Origin of the sequence: Pseudaminobacter salicylatoxidans (assembly GCF_003148475.1) — a bacterium.
GTDB classification, from domain to species: Bacteria; Pseudomonadota; Alphaproteobacteria; order Rhizobiales; family Rhizobiaceae; genus Pseudaminobacter; species Pseudaminobacter salicylatoxidans.
In genome coordinates this window covers 1-16,077 of record NZ_QGGG01000002.1, presented here as the reverse complement: position 1 = coordinate 16,077, position 16,077 = coordinate 1, and the positions used below count along the sequence as shown (strand labels likewise).

At 61.4% G+C, this 16,077-nt stretch carries 16 protein-coding genes, 3 tRNA genes and 1 pseudogene; 9 read left to right on the top strand and 11 right to left on the bottom strand.

The window, feature by feature from the left end:
• On the bottom strand, window positions 1-96 hold a 96-nt coding region (locus C7441_RS02675; RefSeq protein WP_244484375.1), incomplete at its 3' end, for a GTP-binding protein.
• A gap of 277 nt (window positions 97-373) precedes the next feature.
• On the opposite strand from C7441_RS02675, the gene C7441_RS02670 reads away from it, so the two are divergent.
• Complete coding sequence (locus C7441_RS02670; RefSeq protein WP_109611636.1) at window positions 374-541, top strand: Thivi_2564 family membrane protein; 168 nt, start codon at window positions 374-376, stop codon at window positions 539-541.
• 87 nt (window positions 542-628) lie between these two features.
• Here C7441_RS02670 and C7441_RS02665 read toward each other — a convergent pair.
• Window positions 629-702, bottom strand: a tRNA-Gly gene (locus C7441_RS02665).
• A gap of 28 nt (window positions 703-730) precedes the next feature.
• Window positions 731-815 (bottom strand) — tRNA-Tyr (locus C7441_RS02660).
• Window positions 816-1,009: 194 nt separating this feature from the next.
• Between C7441_RS02660 and rlmB the strand changes: the two genes are divergently transcribed.
• On the top strand, window positions 1,010-1,867 hold the full coding sequence (rlmB, locus tag C7441_RS02655) for a 23S rRNA (guanosine(2251)-2'-O)-methyltransferase RlmB (protein ID WP_109611635.1): 858 nt from the start codon (window positions 1,010-1,012) through the stop codon (window positions 1,865-1,867).
• A 63-nt stretch (window positions 1,868-1,930) separates the two neighbouring features.
• On the opposite strand, the gene C7441_RS02650 is transcribed toward rlmB, so the two are convergent.
• The 3 genes from C7441_RS02650 to gcl all read right to left on the bottom strand — a co-directional run bounded on the left by C7441_RS02650 (window position 1,931) and on the right by gcl (window position 5,545).
• Complete coding sequence (locus C7441_RS02650) at window positions 1,931-2,848, bottom strand: 2-hydroxy-3-oxopropionate reductase (RefSeq protein WP_109611634.1); 918 nt, start codon at window positions 2,846-2,848, stop codon at window positions 1,931-1,933.
• A 102-nt stretch (window positions 2,849-2,950) separates the two neighbouring features.
• On the bottom strand, window positions 2,951-3,748 hold the full coding sequence (otnI, locus tag C7441_RS02645; RefSeq protein WP_109611633.1) for a 2-oxo-tetronate isomerase: 798 nt from the start codon (window positions 3,746-3,748) through the stop codon (window positions 2,951-2,953).
• Between the two features lie 12 nt (window positions 3,749-3,760).
• The gene (gene gcl, locus C7441_RS02640; RefSeq protein WP_109611632.1) at window positions 3,761-5,545 is read right to left on the bottom strand and encodes a glyoxylate carboligase; all 1,785 of its coding nucleotides are present in this window, start codon (window positions 5,543-5,545) and stop codon (window positions 3,761-3,763) included.
• A 206-nt stretch (window positions 5,546-5,751) separates the two neighbouring features.
• Here gcl and bhcR point away from each other — a divergent pair, with 206 nt between their 5' ends.
• Complete coding sequence (gene bhcR / locus C7441_RS02635; protein ID WP_109611899.1) at window positions 5,752-6,606, top strand: HTH-type transcriptional regulator BhcR; 855 nt, start codon at window positions 5,752-5,754, stop codon at window positions 6,604-6,606.
• A 3-nt stretch (window positions 6,607-6,609) separates the two neighbouring features.
• Here bhcR and C7441_RS23930 read toward each other — a convergent pair whose 3' ends face one another.
• A complete protein-coding gene (locus C7441_RS23930; RefSeq protein ID WP_170124995.1) occupies window positions 6,610-6,777 on the bottom strand; it encodes a hypothetical protein in 168 nt (55 codons plus the stop codon).
• A gap of 229 nt (window positions 6,778-7,006) precedes the next feature.
• Here C7441_RS23930 and C7441_RS02630 point away from each other — a divergent pair, with 229 nt between their 5' ends.
• Both C7441_RS02630 and C7441_RS02625 read left to right on the top strand, forming a co-directional pair.
• Window positions 7,007-7,579 (top strand): transglycosylase SLT domain-containing protein, encoded by a 573-nt coding sequence (locus C7441_RS02630; RefSeq protein WP_109611631.1) that lies wholly within the window; start codon window positions 7,007-7,009, stop codon window positions 7,577-7,579.
• A 65-nt stretch (window positions 7,580-7,644) separates the two neighbouring features.
• Entirely contained in the window at window positions 7,645-7,947 is a 303-nt protein-coding gene (locus tag C7441_RS02625) for a hypothetical protein (RefSeq protein WP_019170371.1), read from the top strand.
• A gap of 199 nt (window positions 7,948-8,146) precedes the next feature.
• Here C7441_RS02625 and C7441_RS02620 read toward each other — a convergent pair.
• Window positions 8,147-8,222 (bottom strand) — tRNA-Thr (locus C7441_RS02620).
• Between the two features lie 213 nt (window positions 8,223-8,435).
• On the opposite strand from C7441_RS02620, the gene ku reads away from it, so the two are divergent.
• Together ku and ligD are read left to right on the top strand one after the other, a co-directional pair.
• Window positions 8,436-9,317 (top strand): non-homologous end joining protein Ku, encoded by an 882-nt coding sequence (gene ku / locus C7441_RS02615; RefSeq protein WP_109611630.1) that lies wholly within the window; start codon window positions 8,436-8,438, stop codon window positions 9,315-9,317.
• 12 nt (window positions 9,318-9,329) lie between these two features.
• Window positions 9,330-11,867, top strand: coding sequence for a DNA ligase D (ligD, locus tag C7441_RS02610; protein ID WP_170125008.1), 2,538 nt, complete (start codon window positions 9,330-9,332; stop codon window positions 11,865-11,867).
• A 17-nt stretch (window positions 11,868-11,884) separates the two neighbouring features.
• On the opposite strand, the gene C7441_RS02605 is transcribed toward ligD, so the two are convergent.
• On the bottom strand, window positions 11,885-12,235 hold the full coding sequence (locus C7441_RS02605; RefSeq protein ID WP_109611628.1) for a VOC family protein: 351 nt from the start codon (window positions 12,233-12,235) through the stop codon (window positions 11,885-11,887).
• A 134-nt stretch (window positions 12,236-12,369) separates the two neighbouring features.
• Between C7441_RS02605 and C7441_RS02600 the strand changes: the two genes are divergently transcribed.
• Both C7441_RS02600 and C7441_RS02595 read left to right on the top strand, forming a co-directional pair.
• Window positions 12,370-13,146 carry an NAD kinase gene (locus tag C7441_RS02600; protein ID WP_109611627.1) on the top strand — a complete coding sequence of 259 codons (777 nt, stop codon included), beginning with the start codon at window positions 12,370-12,372 and terminating at the stop codon, window positions 13,144-13,146.
• A gap of 178 nt (window positions 13,147-13,324) precedes the next feature.
• Complete coding sequence (locus C7441_RS02595) at window positions 13,325-14,833, top strand: DEAD/DEAH box helicase (RefSeq protein WP_170124994.1); 1,509 nt, start codon at window positions 13,325-13,327, stop codon at window positions 14,831-14,833.
• Window positions 14,834-14,937: 104 nt separating this feature from the next.
• Here C7441_RS02595 and C7441_RS02590 read toward each other — a convergent pair whose 3' ends face one another.
• A complete protein-coding gene (locus C7441_RS02590) occupies window positions 14,938-15,594 on the bottom strand; it encodes a YiaD family glycine zipper/OmpA-like lipoprotein (protein WP_019170377.1) in 657 nt (218 codons plus the stop codon).
• A gap of 328 nt (window positions 15,595-15,922) precedes the next feature.
• Window positions 15,923-16,077, bottom strand: a pseudogene (locus tag C7441_RS02585) (IS630 family transposase); the annotation flags it as partial.

Here is a 16,077-nt window from a genome sequence, read left to right as displayed (position 1 = left end):
GATCGCAGCCGTCAGCGACGTCTTGCCATGGTCAACGTGACCAATCGTGCCAATGTTCACATGCGGCTTGGTGCGCTCAAATTTACTCTTAGCCATTGTAAGGTTTCCTTGGCTGCGGGCTTCAGTTTGGGTTCGAATGCGGGGCGATTAGCGAGAAAGGCCCAAAAACACAAGAGTCTTTTGACTGTGCGGTCGCCACCGCCACGAAAGGGCTGATTCGATAATGCCGGCCAGCGGCATATAGGTATCCCATCCGCGTCCCGAAAGCCCCCTCCGCAAACCCACGCGCCGACACGGGATCAGCTTGCGCAACCCGATGACGATCGCGCGCGTTGTAGGGATGCATTACACCTTCAGAACGGGAGCGACATATATGGGTTTGTCGGTAATTATCGGTATTCTGATCACGTTTCTGGTCGTTATTCTGGTTTTGTATCTCGTCCAACGCCTGCCGACCGACGCGCGAACGCAACAGATCATCCGCATCATCGTGATCATCATCGGCATCGTATCGCTGCTGAAATATCTGGCGGTGTTCTGAACCGCCGCCAGGACCCGATAACCATCGTGATTATCGATGCGGCATAACGCCTGATTCGGGTCCATTCGGGAGATAACGGGAAGCCTTTGGAGCGGGTAGCGGGAATCGAACCCGCGTATTCAGCTTGGAAGGCTGCTGCTCTACCATTGAGCTATACCCGCAACTTCCTTTGTGGCTCCTGGCCGGCAGTGGTGGAGGAGGTTGGATTTGAACCAACGTAGGCGAAGCCAACGGATTTACAGTCCGTCCCCTTTAACCACTCGGGCACTCCTCCGTACTGCTTGCCGGAGCCATGCTACGAGGCATTCGATCGATTGAGCCGGGAAGGCCCCGCTCGTCAATCTGGTGCGCCTTATGGCGATATGACCTTACCCTGTCAACCACGCCATTGGCGATTTCGATGGAAATTATCGCACGGCTTCGATTGCCGGCATATCCAAAGCCGAACACCCCGGTTATAGAGCAGGCATGAGCAACGACAAAAAGCCCGGAACGCCCAAGGACAGCCACTACGCCAAGCTTCGGCGCGCCTATCGCGACCAGAAGAGCGGCAAGCCGGCTCATCGCCCGCGACCGGCCATCCCGCCCGGCGAAGCGGCCGCCGATGGCCTGCTACGGCTCTACGGCCTTCACACGGTACGTGCGGCGCTGGACAACCCACGCCGCGAGATCCGCCGCATGCTGGTGACGCGCAACGCGCTGGAACGGCTGGAGATGGGCGACAGGGCCCTGCCCTTTCCTGTGGAAATCGTCGAACCGCGCGACATCGACCGCATCACGGGCAGCGACGCGGTGCACCAAGGCGTGCTCATCGAGGCCGCCCCCCTGAAGCCAAAGGCGCTATCGGCGCTGGGCGACACACCGCTGGTGCTGGTGCTCGATCAGGTGACGGACCCGCACAATGTCGGCGCCATCATCCGTTCGGCGGTGGCGTTCGGCGCGGGCGCGCTGATCACCACATCGCGCCACAGCGCGCAGGAATCGGGAGTGCTGGCGAAATCCGCATCAGGGGCGCTGGAACATATCGACCTGATCGAGGTGCGCAATCTCGCAGAAGCGCTCGGCGAGTTGCACGAATCGGGTTTCCAGACCATCGGTCTCGATTCGGAAGGCCCGGCGGAACTGGAAAAGACATTTTCAGGCGAACGAATCGCCCTGGTTCTGGGCGCTGAGGGAAAAGGCCTGCGCCACAAGACGCGCGAGACGGTGAACGCGCTGGCCCGCCTCGACATGCCCGGCGTGATCCATTCGCTCAACGTGTCCAATGCGGCGGCAATCAGCCTCTATGCGGCTCGCAGGCACCTGACAGGCGCAAAGCCAGCGTAATAGAGGGTGTAGAGAACCATGGGCAACCCCATGGTTCTCGGATGACCATATTGGGCGGCCGGCTCAGGCCGCTTCGCTCTTGATCTCGCTGCCTTCGCTTCCGACCTCGAAATTGGCCATCCGCTCCAGCGCGCGCACCAGCGCCGAATGATCCTCGCCTGCTCCGCCATTGGCCGCGCAGGAGTTGAACAGCTCCTGCGTCATCGAGGTATTGGGTAGGGAAACGCCCAGCGCCTTGGCGCCCTGCAGCGCCAGATTGAGATCTTTCTGGTGCAGTTCGATGCGGAAACCCGGCGCAAAGGTGCGCTTGATCATACGCTCGCCATGCACCTCCAGGATGCGCGATGACGCCAGGCCCCCCATCAGCGCCTGCCGCACCTTGGCAGGGTCGGCTCCAGCCTTGGACGCGAACACCAGCGCTTCGGCGACGGCCTCGATGGTCAGCGCCACCACGATCTGGTTGGCGACCTTGGTGGTCTGGCCGACACCATTGTCCCCCACCAGCGTGATGTTCTTGCCCATCTTCTCGAACAGCGGCGTTGCGCGGTCGAATGCAGCTTGCGATCCGCCCACCATGATGGTCAGCGACGCCGCCTTGGCGCCGACCTCGCCGCCCGAGACGGGCGCATCGAGATAGTCCGCGCCGAGCGCCTTGATCTTTTCAGCGAAAACCTTGGTATCGATCGGCGAGATAGAGCTCATGTCGATGACGAGCTTTCCCTTCGAAAGCCCTGAGGCAACACCATTTTCTCCGAACAGAACTTCAGCCACCTGCGGCGTGTCAGGGACCATGGTGATGACGACATCGGCAGCACGCGCCACGGCGTCGTTGCCGGTCACCACCTTCAGGCCCCTGGCCACGAGATCGGCGGCAGGGGCGCTGCGATGATCGGTGGCGATGACCTCATAGCCGGCATCGAGCAGATGCCCCGCCATCGGCGCACCCATGATGCCGAGGCCGATAAAGCCGATTTTTTCCATGACACTTCCCTTTCCCGAAAACCCCTCACCGGCCGCCCGGCTCTTCTCCCCGATGGGAAGAAGGTGGCCACGAATGCGGCCGCAGTGAGGGGCAAATTACAACTACGCCGCCGCGCTTTCCTTGCCGACAAATTCCCTGAACCAGCCCAGTCCTTCCACCGTGCCGGCCTTCGGCTTGTATTCCGCCCCGATCCAGCCGGCGTAGCCGATCCGGTCGAGATGTGCGTAGAGGAACGGATAGTTGATCTCGCCCGTCCCCGGCTCATGACGGCCGGGATTGTCCGCCAGCTGGATATGCGCGATGCGGCCAAGATTCTTTTCGATCGTCCGGGCGAGATCCCCCTCCATGATCTGCATGTGATAGATGTCGTACTGAAGGTAGAGATTGTCCGAGCCGACCTTTTCGATGATCTCCAGCGCCTGCTCCGTGTTGGTCAGGAAGAAGCCAGGAATGTCGATGGTGTTGATCGGTTCGATCAGCAGGCGGATACCGGCATCTTTCAGCTTCGCGGCAGCGAATTTCAGGTTCTCCACGAACACGACTTCCAGCGCGTCGCGATCAACGCCTTCGGGCGCGATGCCGGCCAGGCAGTTGACCTGCGTGCAGCCAAGCGCCTGCGCATAAGCGATGGCGGTATCCACGCCTCGCCGGAATTCCTCGATGCGGTCCGGCAGCACGGCGATGCCGCGCTCGCCCCTGCCCCAGTCGCCCGGAGGCAGGTTGAACAGCGCCTGGACGAGATTGTTCTTCTTCAGGCGCGCCGCAACCGTTTCGATCGGGTGATCGTAGGGGCCGATATATTCGACGCCGGTGAAGCCTGCCTCGGCGGCGGCATCGAAGCGGTCGAGAAAGTCATGCTCGCCGAAAAGCATCGACAGATTGGCGGAAAACCTCGGCATGTGTCTGTTCCTTCATTCTGCTGGCAGGGCGATGGCAGTTGGCGCATCCGCCTGCGTTTGAGCAAGTTCCTCGAACTCGACGACGTTGTCGATTTCCGTTCCCATGGAAATGTTGGTCACGCGCTCGAGAATGACTTCGATGACGACCGGAACCTCGAATTCCTTCATCAACCGCTCGGCCTCGGCAACCGCGGGCCCGAACTCGTCTGGCTTGCGCACACGGATGGCCTTGCACCCCATGGCCTCGGCAACCGCGATATGGTCGACGCCGTAGCCTGCTTCCGCATCGTTGGAGGCATTGACGTTCTCAAAGGCGAGGCTCACCTCGAAATCCATGGAGAAGCCGCGCTGCGCCTGGCGGATGAGGCCGAGATAGGCGTTGTTCACCACCACATGGATGTAGGGCAGCTTGTGCTGGGCGCCGACAGCCAGTTCTTCAATGAGGAACTGGAAGTCGTAGTCGCCCGACAGGGCCACGACCGGACGCTCCGGATCGGCCGCGCGCACGCCAAGGGCTGCCGGCAGCGTCCAGCCGAGCGGCCCCGCCTGCCCGCAATTGATCCAGTTGCGCGCCTTGTAGACATGCAGGAACTGCGCGCCGGCGATCTGCGACAGGCCGATGGTGGAGACATAGCAGGTGTCGCGGCCGAACGCCTTGTTCATCTCCTCGTAGACGCGCTGCGGCTTCATCGGCACCTGGTCGAAATGCGTCTTTCGATCCATGGAGGTCTTGCGCGCCAGACATTCCTTTGCCCAGCTACTCCAGTCGCGCAGCTTGCCGGCGGTGCGCCATTCGGTGGCGACGTCGAGCAGCATCTTCAGCGCGGCGCCCGCATCGGAGACGATGCCGTAATCGGGCGCAAAGACGCGGCCGATCTGGGTCGGCTCGATGTCGATGTGAATGAACTTGCGGCCTTCCGTGTATTTGTCGACCGAACCGGTGTGGCGGTTGGCCCAGCGATTGCCGATGCCCATGACGAAATCGGACGCCAGCATGTTGGCATTGCCGTAGCGGTGCGAGGTCTGCAGGCCGCACATACCCGCCATCAGGCGATGGTCGTCGGGGATCGTGCCCCAGCCCATCAGCGTGGGAATGACCGGAACGCCTGTGATTTCGGCAAACTCGACCAGCAGGTCGGACGCGTCGGCGTTGATGATGCCGCCGCCGGCGACGATCAGCGGGCGCTCGGCCTCGTTGAGCATGGCAAGCGCCTTTTCCGCCTGCGCGCGGGTGATGGCCGGCTTGTGCGGCGTCATCGGCTCGTAGGTGTCGATGTCGAACTCGATCTCGGCAAGCTGGACATCGAGCGGCAGGTCGACCAGCACCGGACCGGGGCGGCCCGAACGCATCAGGAAGAATGCCTTCTGCAACGCCATCGGCACCAGATAGGGTTCCATGACGGTCACTGCCCATTTGGTGACGGGAGCGGCGATGGAAGCGATGTCGACCGCCTGGAAATCCTCCTTGGTGAGCCGCGCGCGCGGCGCCTGCCCGGTGATGCAGAGGATCGGGATGGAGTCGGCCGACGCCGAATAGAGGCCCGTAATCATATCCGTGCCTGCCGGGCCTGATGTGCCGATGCAAACACCGATATTGCCGGCCCTGGCACGGGTATAGCCTTCAGCCATGTGCGAGGCGCCCTCGACATGGCGGGCCAGCACGTGACGGACCGAGCCGCGCGCCTTCAGCGCCGAATAGAATGGATTGATCGCCGCGCCCGGTACGCCGAAGGCACAATCGATGCCCTCTTTCTCCAGAACCAGGACCGCCGCATCGACAGCACGCATACGGGCCATGTGAGACCTCCGCTCAAAGCACCTTTTTCGATATTCGAAGCGTGACAGACGGATCGGGGTTTTTCAATTTTTTCAAAATAATTTTTCATTTCTTCATAAAAATATCTACCCATTGAATTAAAATGATTTTTTGTTTTTCATCTGGATAATATTCCAAATCTTGAAAATATTTTTTATGCTGTTCTGGAGCAGTGGAGGCACAAGTCGTGGAAGCGACGGAAAAACGGCAGCGCGGGCGTCCGCGCTCTTTCAACAAGCAACCCGACAACGCATCCGTGCAATCGCTCGATCGCGCATTGCGCATCCTGGCCATTGTGGCTGAGGGCAACGGCCTGTCGTTGAGCGAGATCGCGGCCAACTCACAGCTTGCAGCATCGACCGCCTACCGCATGCTCACCACGCTGGAAAGCCACGGCATGGTCGAGTTCGACAAGATCGAGCAACTCTGGTCGGTCGGGGTCGAGACCTATCGCATGGGGTCGGCATTCCTGCGTCGGCGCAAGCTGTTCGACCGCGCGCGGATCGTCATGCAGGATCTGATGGAAAAGACCGGCGAAACCGCCAATCTTGGTCTGGCCGAAGAGGACTGCGTGGTCTTCGTCAGCCAAGTGGAGACGCATCAGCCGATCCGCGCCTTCTTCCGCCCCGGCACGCGCACCTCCTTCCATGCCTCCGGCATCGGCAAGGCGATCCTTGCGCATCTGCCGGCGGAGCGGGTCGCAACGATGGTGGGCAGGGCAAAGCTGGAAAGCTACACGCCCAAAACCCTCACCGACGAAAGCGCCCTCGCCCGCGATCTCTCGGAAATCCGGTCGCGGGGATGGTCCGTGGACGACGAAGAACGCCACCCGGGCATGCGCTGCGTGGCAGCGGCCATCTTCAACGAATTCGGCGAACCCGTAGGTGGTGTTTCGGTTTCCGGTCCCACAGTGCGCGTGACTCCCGACAGGCTCGCCGAAATCGGACCGATGGTGTGCGCCGCCGCCGCGGAAGTGACAAGGATGATCGGCGGGGCGGAACCTCCGGCTGCCGATGGTCCAGCCGAAACTGCCAAGCGGTAGCGGCTACCCCATTCCCGTCACGTGCCGCAGCCAGAAGGCGAGCACGATGAAGGCAATCGCGGCCGTCACGCCTGTCCAGTCGATATTTGCCGTCCTGAGCAGGCGAAACAGTTTCGCCAGCGCGTACCATACCAGGATGGCCATCACGGCGATCAAGACAATGCGTATCATCCCTCACCTCCCGGAAGCGTCAACCGGAGCCCCAGATATGGGAAGCTGGCATCCGGATTTTAAGGGAAGACCCGGATGGAGCTTTGCGGCTTATCCTCATCGCGCCTGTGGAAAACCATGAAGCCGGCACCCCGATCGGGCCTTAAATGCGCAAATCCCTCGCCGTTCGGGCCTCGTTAAATTTTGCTTAAATTTTTTCCGGTTAGCAGTCTCCTGAAAGCGAGGTTTTATGAAGCGCGCCCTGTATCTCGTCGCGCTCCTGATGCTTGGGAGCTGCGCATCCGCTCCATCGCGTATCAACAACGTCTGTGCCGTGTTTGATCAGCGCGATGGCTGGATCAATAGCTGGTATGGCTCAGCCAAGAAGACCGAGCGGGAATTTGGTGTTCCCGTGCCGATCCTGATGGCGACGATCTATGCCGAATCCGGTTTCAACCCTTACGCCAAGCCACCGCGCACGAAGCTTCTGGGCTTTATTCCGTGGAAACGCGCTTCCTCCGCCTATGGTTATTCGCAGGCGCTGGACGGCACCTGGAAACGCTACCAGGCCGAAACCGGGAACTGGTATGCGCGCCGGTCCAACTTCGCCGATGCCGTCCATTTCATCGGCTGGTATCACGCCACCAGCAACCGCGTGAACGGCATTGCGCTCAACGACCCCTACCGGCTCTATCTCGCTTACTATCTCGGCCATGGCGGCTATTCGCGCGGCACGGCCAACGCCACCGCCCAGCAGGGTGCAAAGCGTGCCGCAAATATGGCGACCCGCTATGCCGGACAGTTGCGCTCCTGCGGCCGCTAGGCTCGCCTCCCGACGTTGACCCGCGTGTCAGTTTGGCCGATGCTCCGGCCAAAGGGAGGGATGCCATGATCACCGGATCGCAATGTCGTGCGGCGCGCGCACTGGTCGAGGTTTCGCGAACCCTGCTTGCCAAGCGTTCCAAGGTGGACGAACTCATCATCGAGCAGTTCGAACGCAAGATCGAGGTTCCCGGTCCCACCGCCATCGCGTCGATCCGCAAGACCCTGGAAGAACTCGGCGCCGTCTTCATCCCTGATGAAACCAGAGGCGGCATCGGCGTCCGGCTCAAATTCTCCAAGTCCGAAGCGAAACGGATCTCGCGTCTTGAAGGCGAAGGCGGCATCGTCGCCAATGACGACGTTCCCTGAGTGCCAGGCCGTGCATGCGAAACTCACCATCACGATGATCGCCGGTAACAAGCTTCGCCAAGCGCGCACGGCGCTATTCCGGCATGAGTGAGAACGGTTCGCGAACGTTCGTGCGACTTTTCTTGGTCGCACGCGGTCGCACAAAGCCGCGCGTTCTCTTTGTGTTCCGCGCGATTGGCTTCTAAGTATTTGAAATTGCTGGTGCCCCCAGACGGACTCGAACCGCCGACCCCCTGATTACAAATCAGGTGCTCTACCAACTGAGCTATAAGGGCACATATCCCGGTTAGCACATTTGCGGCTGCAGTAAAGACAAAACTCCGCGCCCACGCGTTTCATTGGTCAATTCCTGCCCTCCCGCCGTTGCAGGAACCATCCGGGCGGCGCCGCGTTCAGCGGGTATACCCAGTCGAATCGGCAGGCGTCATCATGAGCAACGATCCGAGCATTGCATCGTCTCGCACAATCTTCGGCCGGGAATCCGCCTGATGCCCGCGCGTCCGGCATGGAGAGGCTATCTCAAGCTGTCGCTGGTCACCTGTGGCGTCGAACTGTCGAACGCGACCACGAGTGCCGAAAAAGTCTCGTTCCGCATCATCAATCGCAAGACCGGCAATACGGTGAAGCGGCAATATGTCGATGCCGAAAGCGGCAAGCCGATCGGCGATAAGGACGAGGTGAAGGGCTACGAGATCGAGAAGGACGACTATCTGCTCATCGAGGAAGACGAGATCGAAGCGCTGCAGATCGAATCCGAACACACGATCAATCTCGATGGTTTCGTTCACAAATCCGAGATCGACCGGATCTATCTCGACACCCCCTACTATCTGACGCCCTCCGACAAGGTTTCGGAGGAAGCCTTCGCGGTCATCCGCGAGGCGCTGGCAGAGAAGAAGATGGCCGGCCTTTCACGCATCGTGCTCTATCGGCGTGAGCGGCCCGCAATCATCGAGGCGCTCGGCAAGGGCATGCTGCTGACCACGCTGCGCTACGACAACACGGTTCGCAAGGCATCCGCGGTGTTCGAGGAAATCGAGGATGTGGACGTAGACGAAGAGATGGTCGATCTTGCCACCACCGTCGTCAATCGCCGGACGGCGAAATTCGACCCATCGAAATTCGAGGACAGTTACGAAAACGCCTTGCTGGAACTGATCCGCGCCAAGAAGGCAGGCCGCAAGCCGCCGGTGGTCAAGGCCGCGCCGAAGGAATCCAACGTGGTCAATCTGTTCGACGCATTGAGGCAGAGCCTGGCGTCGGAGGACGGCAGTGAAGACGATGCCGGCCGCAAACCGGCAAAGCGCCGCGCCGCCAAAACGTCCGCCGGAAAGCGCGGAAGCACTTCCACGAAGCACAAGTCCGCTTAAGGAAGAGGCGTGGTGGCACCGCTCCAGCAATATCAGGCAAAGCGCGATTTTCGCAGAACCCGCGAGCCGTCAGGCCGAGCCAAACCGGGCAAATCCCCACGGCCGGGGGGCATATTCGTCATCCAGAAACATGCGGCCACGCGCCTGCACTACGATTTCCGGCTGGAGCATGACGGCGTGCTCTGGAGTTGGGCGGTGACGCGTGGCCCAAGCCTCGACCCCTCCGAAAAGCGGCTGGCTGTCCATGTCGAAGACCACCCGATCGAATATGCCTCGTTCGAGGGAACGATTCCGAAAGGGCAATATGGCGGCGGTTCGGTCCTCGTGTGGGACGAAGGCACCTGGGCGCCGGACGGCGATCCGGCTGCCGGCATGAAGAAGGGGCATATCGAATTCGAACTGAAAGGCAACAAGCTCAACGGGCGCTGGCATCTGGTGCGCCTGCGCCCGCGCCCCGGCGAAAAGCGCGACAACTGGTTGCTGATAAAGGGTGACGACGCCTTCGCACGCCCCGGCGAGGATATACTGGAACAGGCTCCCGATTCCGTGAAATCCGGGCTTTCCATCGATGAAATCGGCAAGATCAGCCCCGCAACCTGGCAATCCCGGCCGAAAGGCAAGGCCGCCGCGCAGCAGGAAACACGCAAGGCAAAGCCCGTTGCCAGGCGCGGCTCGACGCGTATCGCCAGGCTTCCCGGCTTCATCGAACCATGCCTCGCCACCCTGAAATCGTCGCCACCGTCCGGCGCGGAATGGGTGCATGAGGTGAAGTTCGACGGCTATCGCATGCAGGCGCACATCGAAAACGGCAAGACGAGGCTTCTCACCCGCACCGGGCTCGACTGGACCGAGCGCTTCGGCGAGCGCATCCCCAAGGCGCTTGCCATGCTCGATTGCGGCAATGCGATCATCGACGGCGAGATCGTCGTGCTGGCCGACAATGGCGTCTCATCCTTCTCCGCCTTGCAGGCCGCACTTTCGGAAGGCCGCAGCGAGCGGCTCGTCTATTACCTGTTCGACCTGCTTTTCCTCGACGGCAAGGATCTACGTTCCGAGCCTCTGGTGGAACGCAAGGCGAAGCTGCAGAATCTGCTCGGCAACACCGACGGGAACGGTGTTCTGCGCTTCAGCGAGCATTTCGTGCAACCGGGCCAGACCATGCTGAGACACGCCTGCCGGATGGGGTTGGAAGGCGTGGTTTCCAAGCGCGCGGATGCGCCCTACAGCAGCGGCCGCGTCGGTGACTGGATCAAGTCCAAATGCACGCTGCGGCAGGAATTCGTGATCCTCGGCTATCTGCCGTCCGACAAGGCAGGCCGCGACCTGCGTTCGCTGGTGGTGGGCTATCGCGGCGGCGGTGAACTCAAATCCGCCGGCCATGTCGGCACCGGCTTCAACGCCGCAAATGCCCGAGACCTCAGGGAAACACTCGATGGTATCAAGACGGGTAGAGCGCCAATCACCGGCCCCGCAGGCCAGGAGAAAGGTGTCGTCTGGGTCAAACCGGAACTCGTGGCGGAAGTCGAATTCCGTAGCTGGACCGCAGACGGCAATATACGCCACGCCTCCTTCCAGGGTTTGCGTGAAGACAAGCCGGCTGACGAGGTCGTCGCCGAGACCACTGAAACCGCTCAGGATGCGGGTCGTGACAAGCCGGAAAAGCGAAGCCGGGCCTCGGCCGCGAAAGCAAAGGGGACAAGCAGCGTGACTTTATCCAGCCCCGACAAGGTCTTGTGGCCAGAAGCCGGCCTGACAAAAGCCGGACTGCTGGAACATTACGAACAGGTATGGCCGCGTATGGAGCGCTTTGTCGTCAACCGCCCGCTGGCGCTGGTGCGGGCTCCGGATGGCGTGGGCAGCGGCCAGCGTTTCTTCCAGAAGCACGCTTCGCCGGGCATGCCCGATTCCATCGCACGCATGAGCGACCCGCATGACAAGGAGGAGCTTCTTTACATAAAAGATTTCAACGGCCTGGCCGCACTTGTTCAGCTGGGCGTGGTGGAAATCCATCTGTGGGGCTCCACCATCGACGCGCTCGATACGCCCGACCAGATCGTCTTCGACCTCGATCCGGACGAGGGCCTGGGCGTCAACGAGGTGCGCGCCGCAACGCTCGACGTGCGCGACCGGCTCGAGCAGGTCGGTCTGCCGCATCTGGTCAAGACGTCCGGCGGCAAGGGCTTTCACGTCATCGTGCCGCTCAAGCCGAAGGCGGATTGGGCCACGGTAAAAACCTTTGCCCATGATTTCGCCAAGGCCATGGAGCAATCCGACCCCGGCCTCTACACCGCAACCTTGTCGAAATCCGCGCGCAAGGGACGGATTTTCATCGACTATCTGCGCAATGCGCGTGGATCTACGACGGTTGCACCCTACTCCACGCGCGCCAAGCCCACTGCGACGGTCTCAGTTCCGATCACCTGGGATGGGGTGGAAGCGGGCGTCGGCCCCGGCCATTTCACCGTCGATGGCAAGCCACTGGCTAAGGCCCTGAAAGATGCCGATCCCTGGGCCGCCTACGACAAGCTGCGGCGCGCCCTGAAAGGCTGACCCGGACTTTCAATGGCTCAGCGGTGCGCAAGGATGTTGACGAGCTTGCCGAACGGATCGCGCACGTAAAAGCGGCGCACGCCCCAGGATTCGTCCACCGGGCCGTATTCGATCTGGAACCCGGCAGCCTCCATACCCTCCAGCGCGGCATCGACATCGTCCACCTCGATCGACAGATCGGGCGTCGGCGTGCCCGAACCACCCTGCTCCGCAAAGCTGAGCTGCACGGCCATCGTCGCGCCGGAACCATAGGTGGCGATCCAGCCATGATCCATCAGAAGGTCCAGCCCGAGCACGTCGCCGTAGAAGGCACGCGCCGCCGCGATGTCGCGCGTGTCGATATTGGCAATGATTCGCCTGACCGTCATGAGCTCTCCCCAATGCACCCGCTTTTGTCGGCATTCCGTTGTCACACCGCGTTTTCACGCCTCTCCCTTTGCAGGGCCAGCACGGCATGCTACCTCGACACGCCCAGCTTTTCGAGGCGAGGACAGCCGCTGCCATGACACCTGAACCGCGCGATAAATTCGCCTTCGTCTCCTCCGGCGCACCGGACGCCGAGGCCGCGGTGGCACGGCTTGCGAAAAAATATGGCAGCGTGCCGGTAACCGAGGCGGATGTCGTGATCGCGCTCGGTGGAGACGGGTTCCTGCTCCAGACCCTGCGCGAAACCATGTCTACCGGCAAGCAGGTCTACGGCATGAACCGTGGTACGGTCGGCTTTCTGATGAACGAGTTCAACGAGGACGACCTGCGCGAGCGCATCGATGTCGCCGTACCGGAAACCATACGCCCCTTGCAGATGGACGCCACGCTGGCCGACGGATCGAACCTCAAGGCGCTGGCCATCAACGAAGTTGCCTTGTGGCGTCAATCCTACCAGACCGCAAAGATCCGCATCTCGATAGACGACAAGGTTCGGCTGGAAGAACTGAATTGCGATGGCGTGATGGTGGCCACGCCTGCCGGCTCGACCGCCTACAACCTCTCCGCGCACGGCCCGATCCTGCCGCTGGATGCCCCCTTGCTGGCGCTGACGCCCGTCAGCCCGTTCCGCCCGCGCCGCTGGCGCGGCGCGCTCATTCCAGAAGACGCGGTCGTTCGCTTTGACATACTGGAAGCCGACAAGCGGCCGGTGAACGTCGCAGCCGACCATACGGAAGCTAAATCCGTGCTGACCGTGACCGTGCAGCAATCGCGGCGCGAAACCGCCACATTGCTGTTCGATGCGAGCCATTCGTGGAGCGAACGTATCCTGACCGAGCAATTCCGCTACTAATGGCATTGCCGCCGACCTGCGGACGAACTAAGTATTGGCAAACGCAAACTCGGCCATCTGCTACCGATTGTGTTGACAAAACGCGTTACGGAACGTAACGCGTTGCATTATTGTGCAAACGCGAGGCGTTTGCCGCGTCCATCGGACGCGCCCTTGAAGCCAAAGACAGCCAAGACACTTGTCCTCAGACACCCAGATCGCTCAAGACGCTTTGACATTTGCTGACCTCGGCCTCTCGCCGAAGGTTCTTTCCGCAGTCGCTGACGCCGGCTATACGCAGCCGACGCCGATTCAGGCCGGTGCAATTCCGCACGCCCTGCAAGGCAAGGATGTGCTGGGCATTGCCCAGACAGGAACGGGCAAGACCGCCTCCTTCGTCCTGCCGATGCTGACGCGACTGGAAAACGGCCGCGCGCGGGCACGCATGCCGCGCACGCTGATCCTGGAGCCGACGCGCGAACTTGCCGCCCAGGTGGAAGAGAATTTCGTCAAATACGGCAAGAACAGCCGGCTCAACCGCGCCCTTTTGATCGGTGGCGTTTCCTTCGACGATCAGGAGCGCAAGCTGGAACGCGGCGCAGACGTGCTGATCGCCACGCCCGGCCGCCTGCTCGACCATTTCGAGCGTGGCAAGCTGCTGCTATCGGCGGTGGAGATCCTCGTCATCGATGAGGCTGACCGCATGCTCGACATGGGCTTCATTCCCGACATCGAGCGCATCTGCAAGCTCATTCCTTTTACCCGCCAGACGCTGTTCTTCTCGGCGACCATGCCACCCGAGATTACCAAGCTGACAGAGCAATTCCTGCACACGCCGGTGCGCGTGGAGGTTGCCAAGGCCTCTTCGACGGCCTCGACGGTGACGCAGAAGCTGGTGAAGTCCGGCAGCAAGCCGTGGGACAAGCGCGCGGTGCTGCGCGACCTCATTCGCGCCGAAGACGCGGAACTGAAGAACGCGATCATCTTCTGCAACCGCAAGGTGGAAGTCTCCGAGCTGTTCCGCTCGCTGATCAAATATGACTTCAACGCCGGCGCGCTGCATGGCGACATGGACCAGCGCGCGCGCATGACCATGCTGGCCAATTTCCGCGAGGGCAAGCTGAAGCTGCTCGTGGCCTCGGATGTTGCCGCGCGCGGCCTCGACATCCCCGATGTCAGCCACGTCTTCAATTTCGACGTGCCGATCCATGCCGAGGACTATGTCCATCGTATCGGCCGCACCGGCCGCGCCGGCCGCTCCGGAAAATCCTTCACCATCGTCACCAGGTCAGACACCAAATATGTCGACGCCATCGAGACGCTTATCGGCAAGCCGATCGAGTGGCATGACGGCGATCTTTCGACCGTGGTCGAAAGCGAAGGCGACGAAGCGCCTCGCCGTGGCCGTGCCGGTCAAAGGGGGCGTGGCCGCAAGGACGAGGGCGAGCGCAAGCGCGGAGCACATCGGGCCAAGGCCGATGACGAGAAACAGGTGCCCGAAGTGCTTGCATCGGACGGCGCGGAGCAGGACGAGCGCAGGTCGCGCCGCGAAAACATCAAGGCCGACAACGCCGAACGCAAGGCGCGTCATGAGGCCCCTGCCCGCCATGAGGAACGCCGCCAGCGCCACCACAAGGAAGATGACGACAAGGTCGTCGGCTTCGGTGAGGACATTCCCGCCTTCATGCTGGTTGGCGCCAAAATCTGACCGCCGGCTGTCCCCCGGAGAAGCGCGACGCTTTTTCATCGCCTCAGATACGAAAAGCCCGCCGATAACGGCGGGCTCTTTGATTCCGGTTCCGGTATCGCCGCTCAGGTGAGCGGCGAGAGCTGGATTTCCACGCGGCGGTTCTCCGCGCGGCCTTCCGGCGTGTCGTTGGTCGCGATGGGACGCGTCTTGCCGAAACCGGTGACGGCGAAACGCCGCGAATCGACGCCCTGCGCACTGAGATAATTGGCCACCGACAGCGCGCGGCGCTGCGACAGATCGAAATTGTGCTGGGCACTGCCGGTCGAATCGGTATGGCCGAAGACATCGACCACCGTCTGGTTGTACTTCTTCAGCACCAGTGCCACCGAGTTCAGGACGGAATAGAAGTCCGGCTTGATGTTGTCCTGATCAATGCCGAAGGTGATGTCCGACGGCATATTGAGGATGATCTGGTTGCCTGCGCGGGTAACGCTGACGCCCGTGCCCTGAAGCTGGGCGCGCAGTTCCGCCTCGTTGCGGTCCATGGTCGCGCCAATGGCACCGCCTGCCAGCGCACCGATGCCCGCGCCGATCAGCACCGCGTTGCGCTGGGCAACCTTGCTGCCACCGACCGCGAGGCCTGCCAGCGCGCCGACGCCCGCGCCGAGTGCCGCGCCGCCCGCCGTGTTCGAGACCTTCTGCTGGCCGGTATAAGGATCGGTCGTGCACGCCCCAAGAAAAGCCGTGGCCGCAAGCACGGCGATCAGTTTCATCTTCATTACGGATCGTCCCTCTTTGAAATATCGTCCCGCGCCAAAACGGCGCCTTAGCCCTTCAGCGCTCTTGTAGCATGAAATACGGCGAAAAGCCGAATGGCAATAACGTCGCGAATGCGAAAACCGGGCCGAAGTCAGCCCGCCAATCGGCAGAAACAATATAGCCGGATCGGTTGTTCAGTAGGAACGCGGCGGTACGAAAAGGCAGACCGTCCGGGTGTTGTCGGCGCCGCCTATCGAACACCAATGGTATTCGCCATCGGGCGAGTTGCGCACGCGCGCATCCTTGTAGGGAAGAACTTCTCCCGTGCCGACAATCACATAGAGTCCTTCACGTTTTGACGGAAGCGTATCCTGCGTTTGCGAGATAGTTTTGGCATTCGTCAGCTTCGATGGTTGTTACGAGGTGTCCGACCTGGCGCCAGGTGTCCTCGATAGTTCGCTTCTGGGCCATTCGCATCCAATGCTTGATTTTAGCGAAGGCCT

Coding starts and splice junctions, on each gene's coding strand:
- C7441_RS02670 (WP_109611636.1), top strand. CDS start 374: ATGGGTTTGTCGGTAATTATCGGTATTCTGATCACGTTTCTGGTCGTT.
- rlmB (WP_109611635.1), top strand. CDS start 1,010: ATGAGCAACGACAAAAAGCCCGGAACGCCCAAGGACAGCCACTACGCC.
- C7441_RS02650 (WP_109611634.1), bottom strand. CDS start 2,848: ATGGAAAAAATCGGCTTTATCGGCCTCGGCATCATGGGTGCGCCGATG.
- otnI (WP_109611633.1), bottom strand. CDS start 3,748: ATGCCGAGGTTTTCCGCCAATCTGTCGATGCTTTTCGGCGAGCATGAC.
- gcl (WP_109611632.1), bottom strand. CDS start 5,545: ATGGCCCGTATGCGTGCTGTCGATGCGGCGGTCCTGGTTCTGGAGAAA.
- C7441_RS23930 (WP_170124995.1), bottom strand. CDS start 6,777: ATGATACGCATTGTCTTGATCGCCGTGATGGCCATCCTGGTATGGTAC.
- C7441_RS02630 (WP_109611631.1), top strand. CDS start 7,007: ATGAAGCGCGCCCTGTATCTCGTCGCGCTCCTGATGCTTGGGAGCTGC.
- C7441_RS02625 (WP_019170371.1), top strand. CDS start 7,645: ATGATCACCGGATCGCAATGTCGTGCGGCGCGCGCACTGGTCGAGGTT.
- ku (WP_109611630.1), top strand. CDS start 8,436: ATGCCCGCGCGTCCGGCATGGAGAGGCTATCTCAAGCTGTCGCTGGTC.
- C7441_RS02605 (WP_109611628.1), bottom strand. CDS start 12,235: ATGACGGTCAGGCGAATCATTGCCAATATCGACACGCGCGACATCGCG.
- C7441_RS02600 (WP_109611627.1), top strand. CDS start 12,370: ATGACACCTGAACCGCGCGATAAATTCGCCTTCGTCTCCTCCGGCGCA.
- C7441_RS02590 (WP_019170377.1), bottom strand. CDS start 15,594: ATGAAGATGAAACTGATCGCCGTGCTTGCGGCCACGGCTTTTCTTGGG.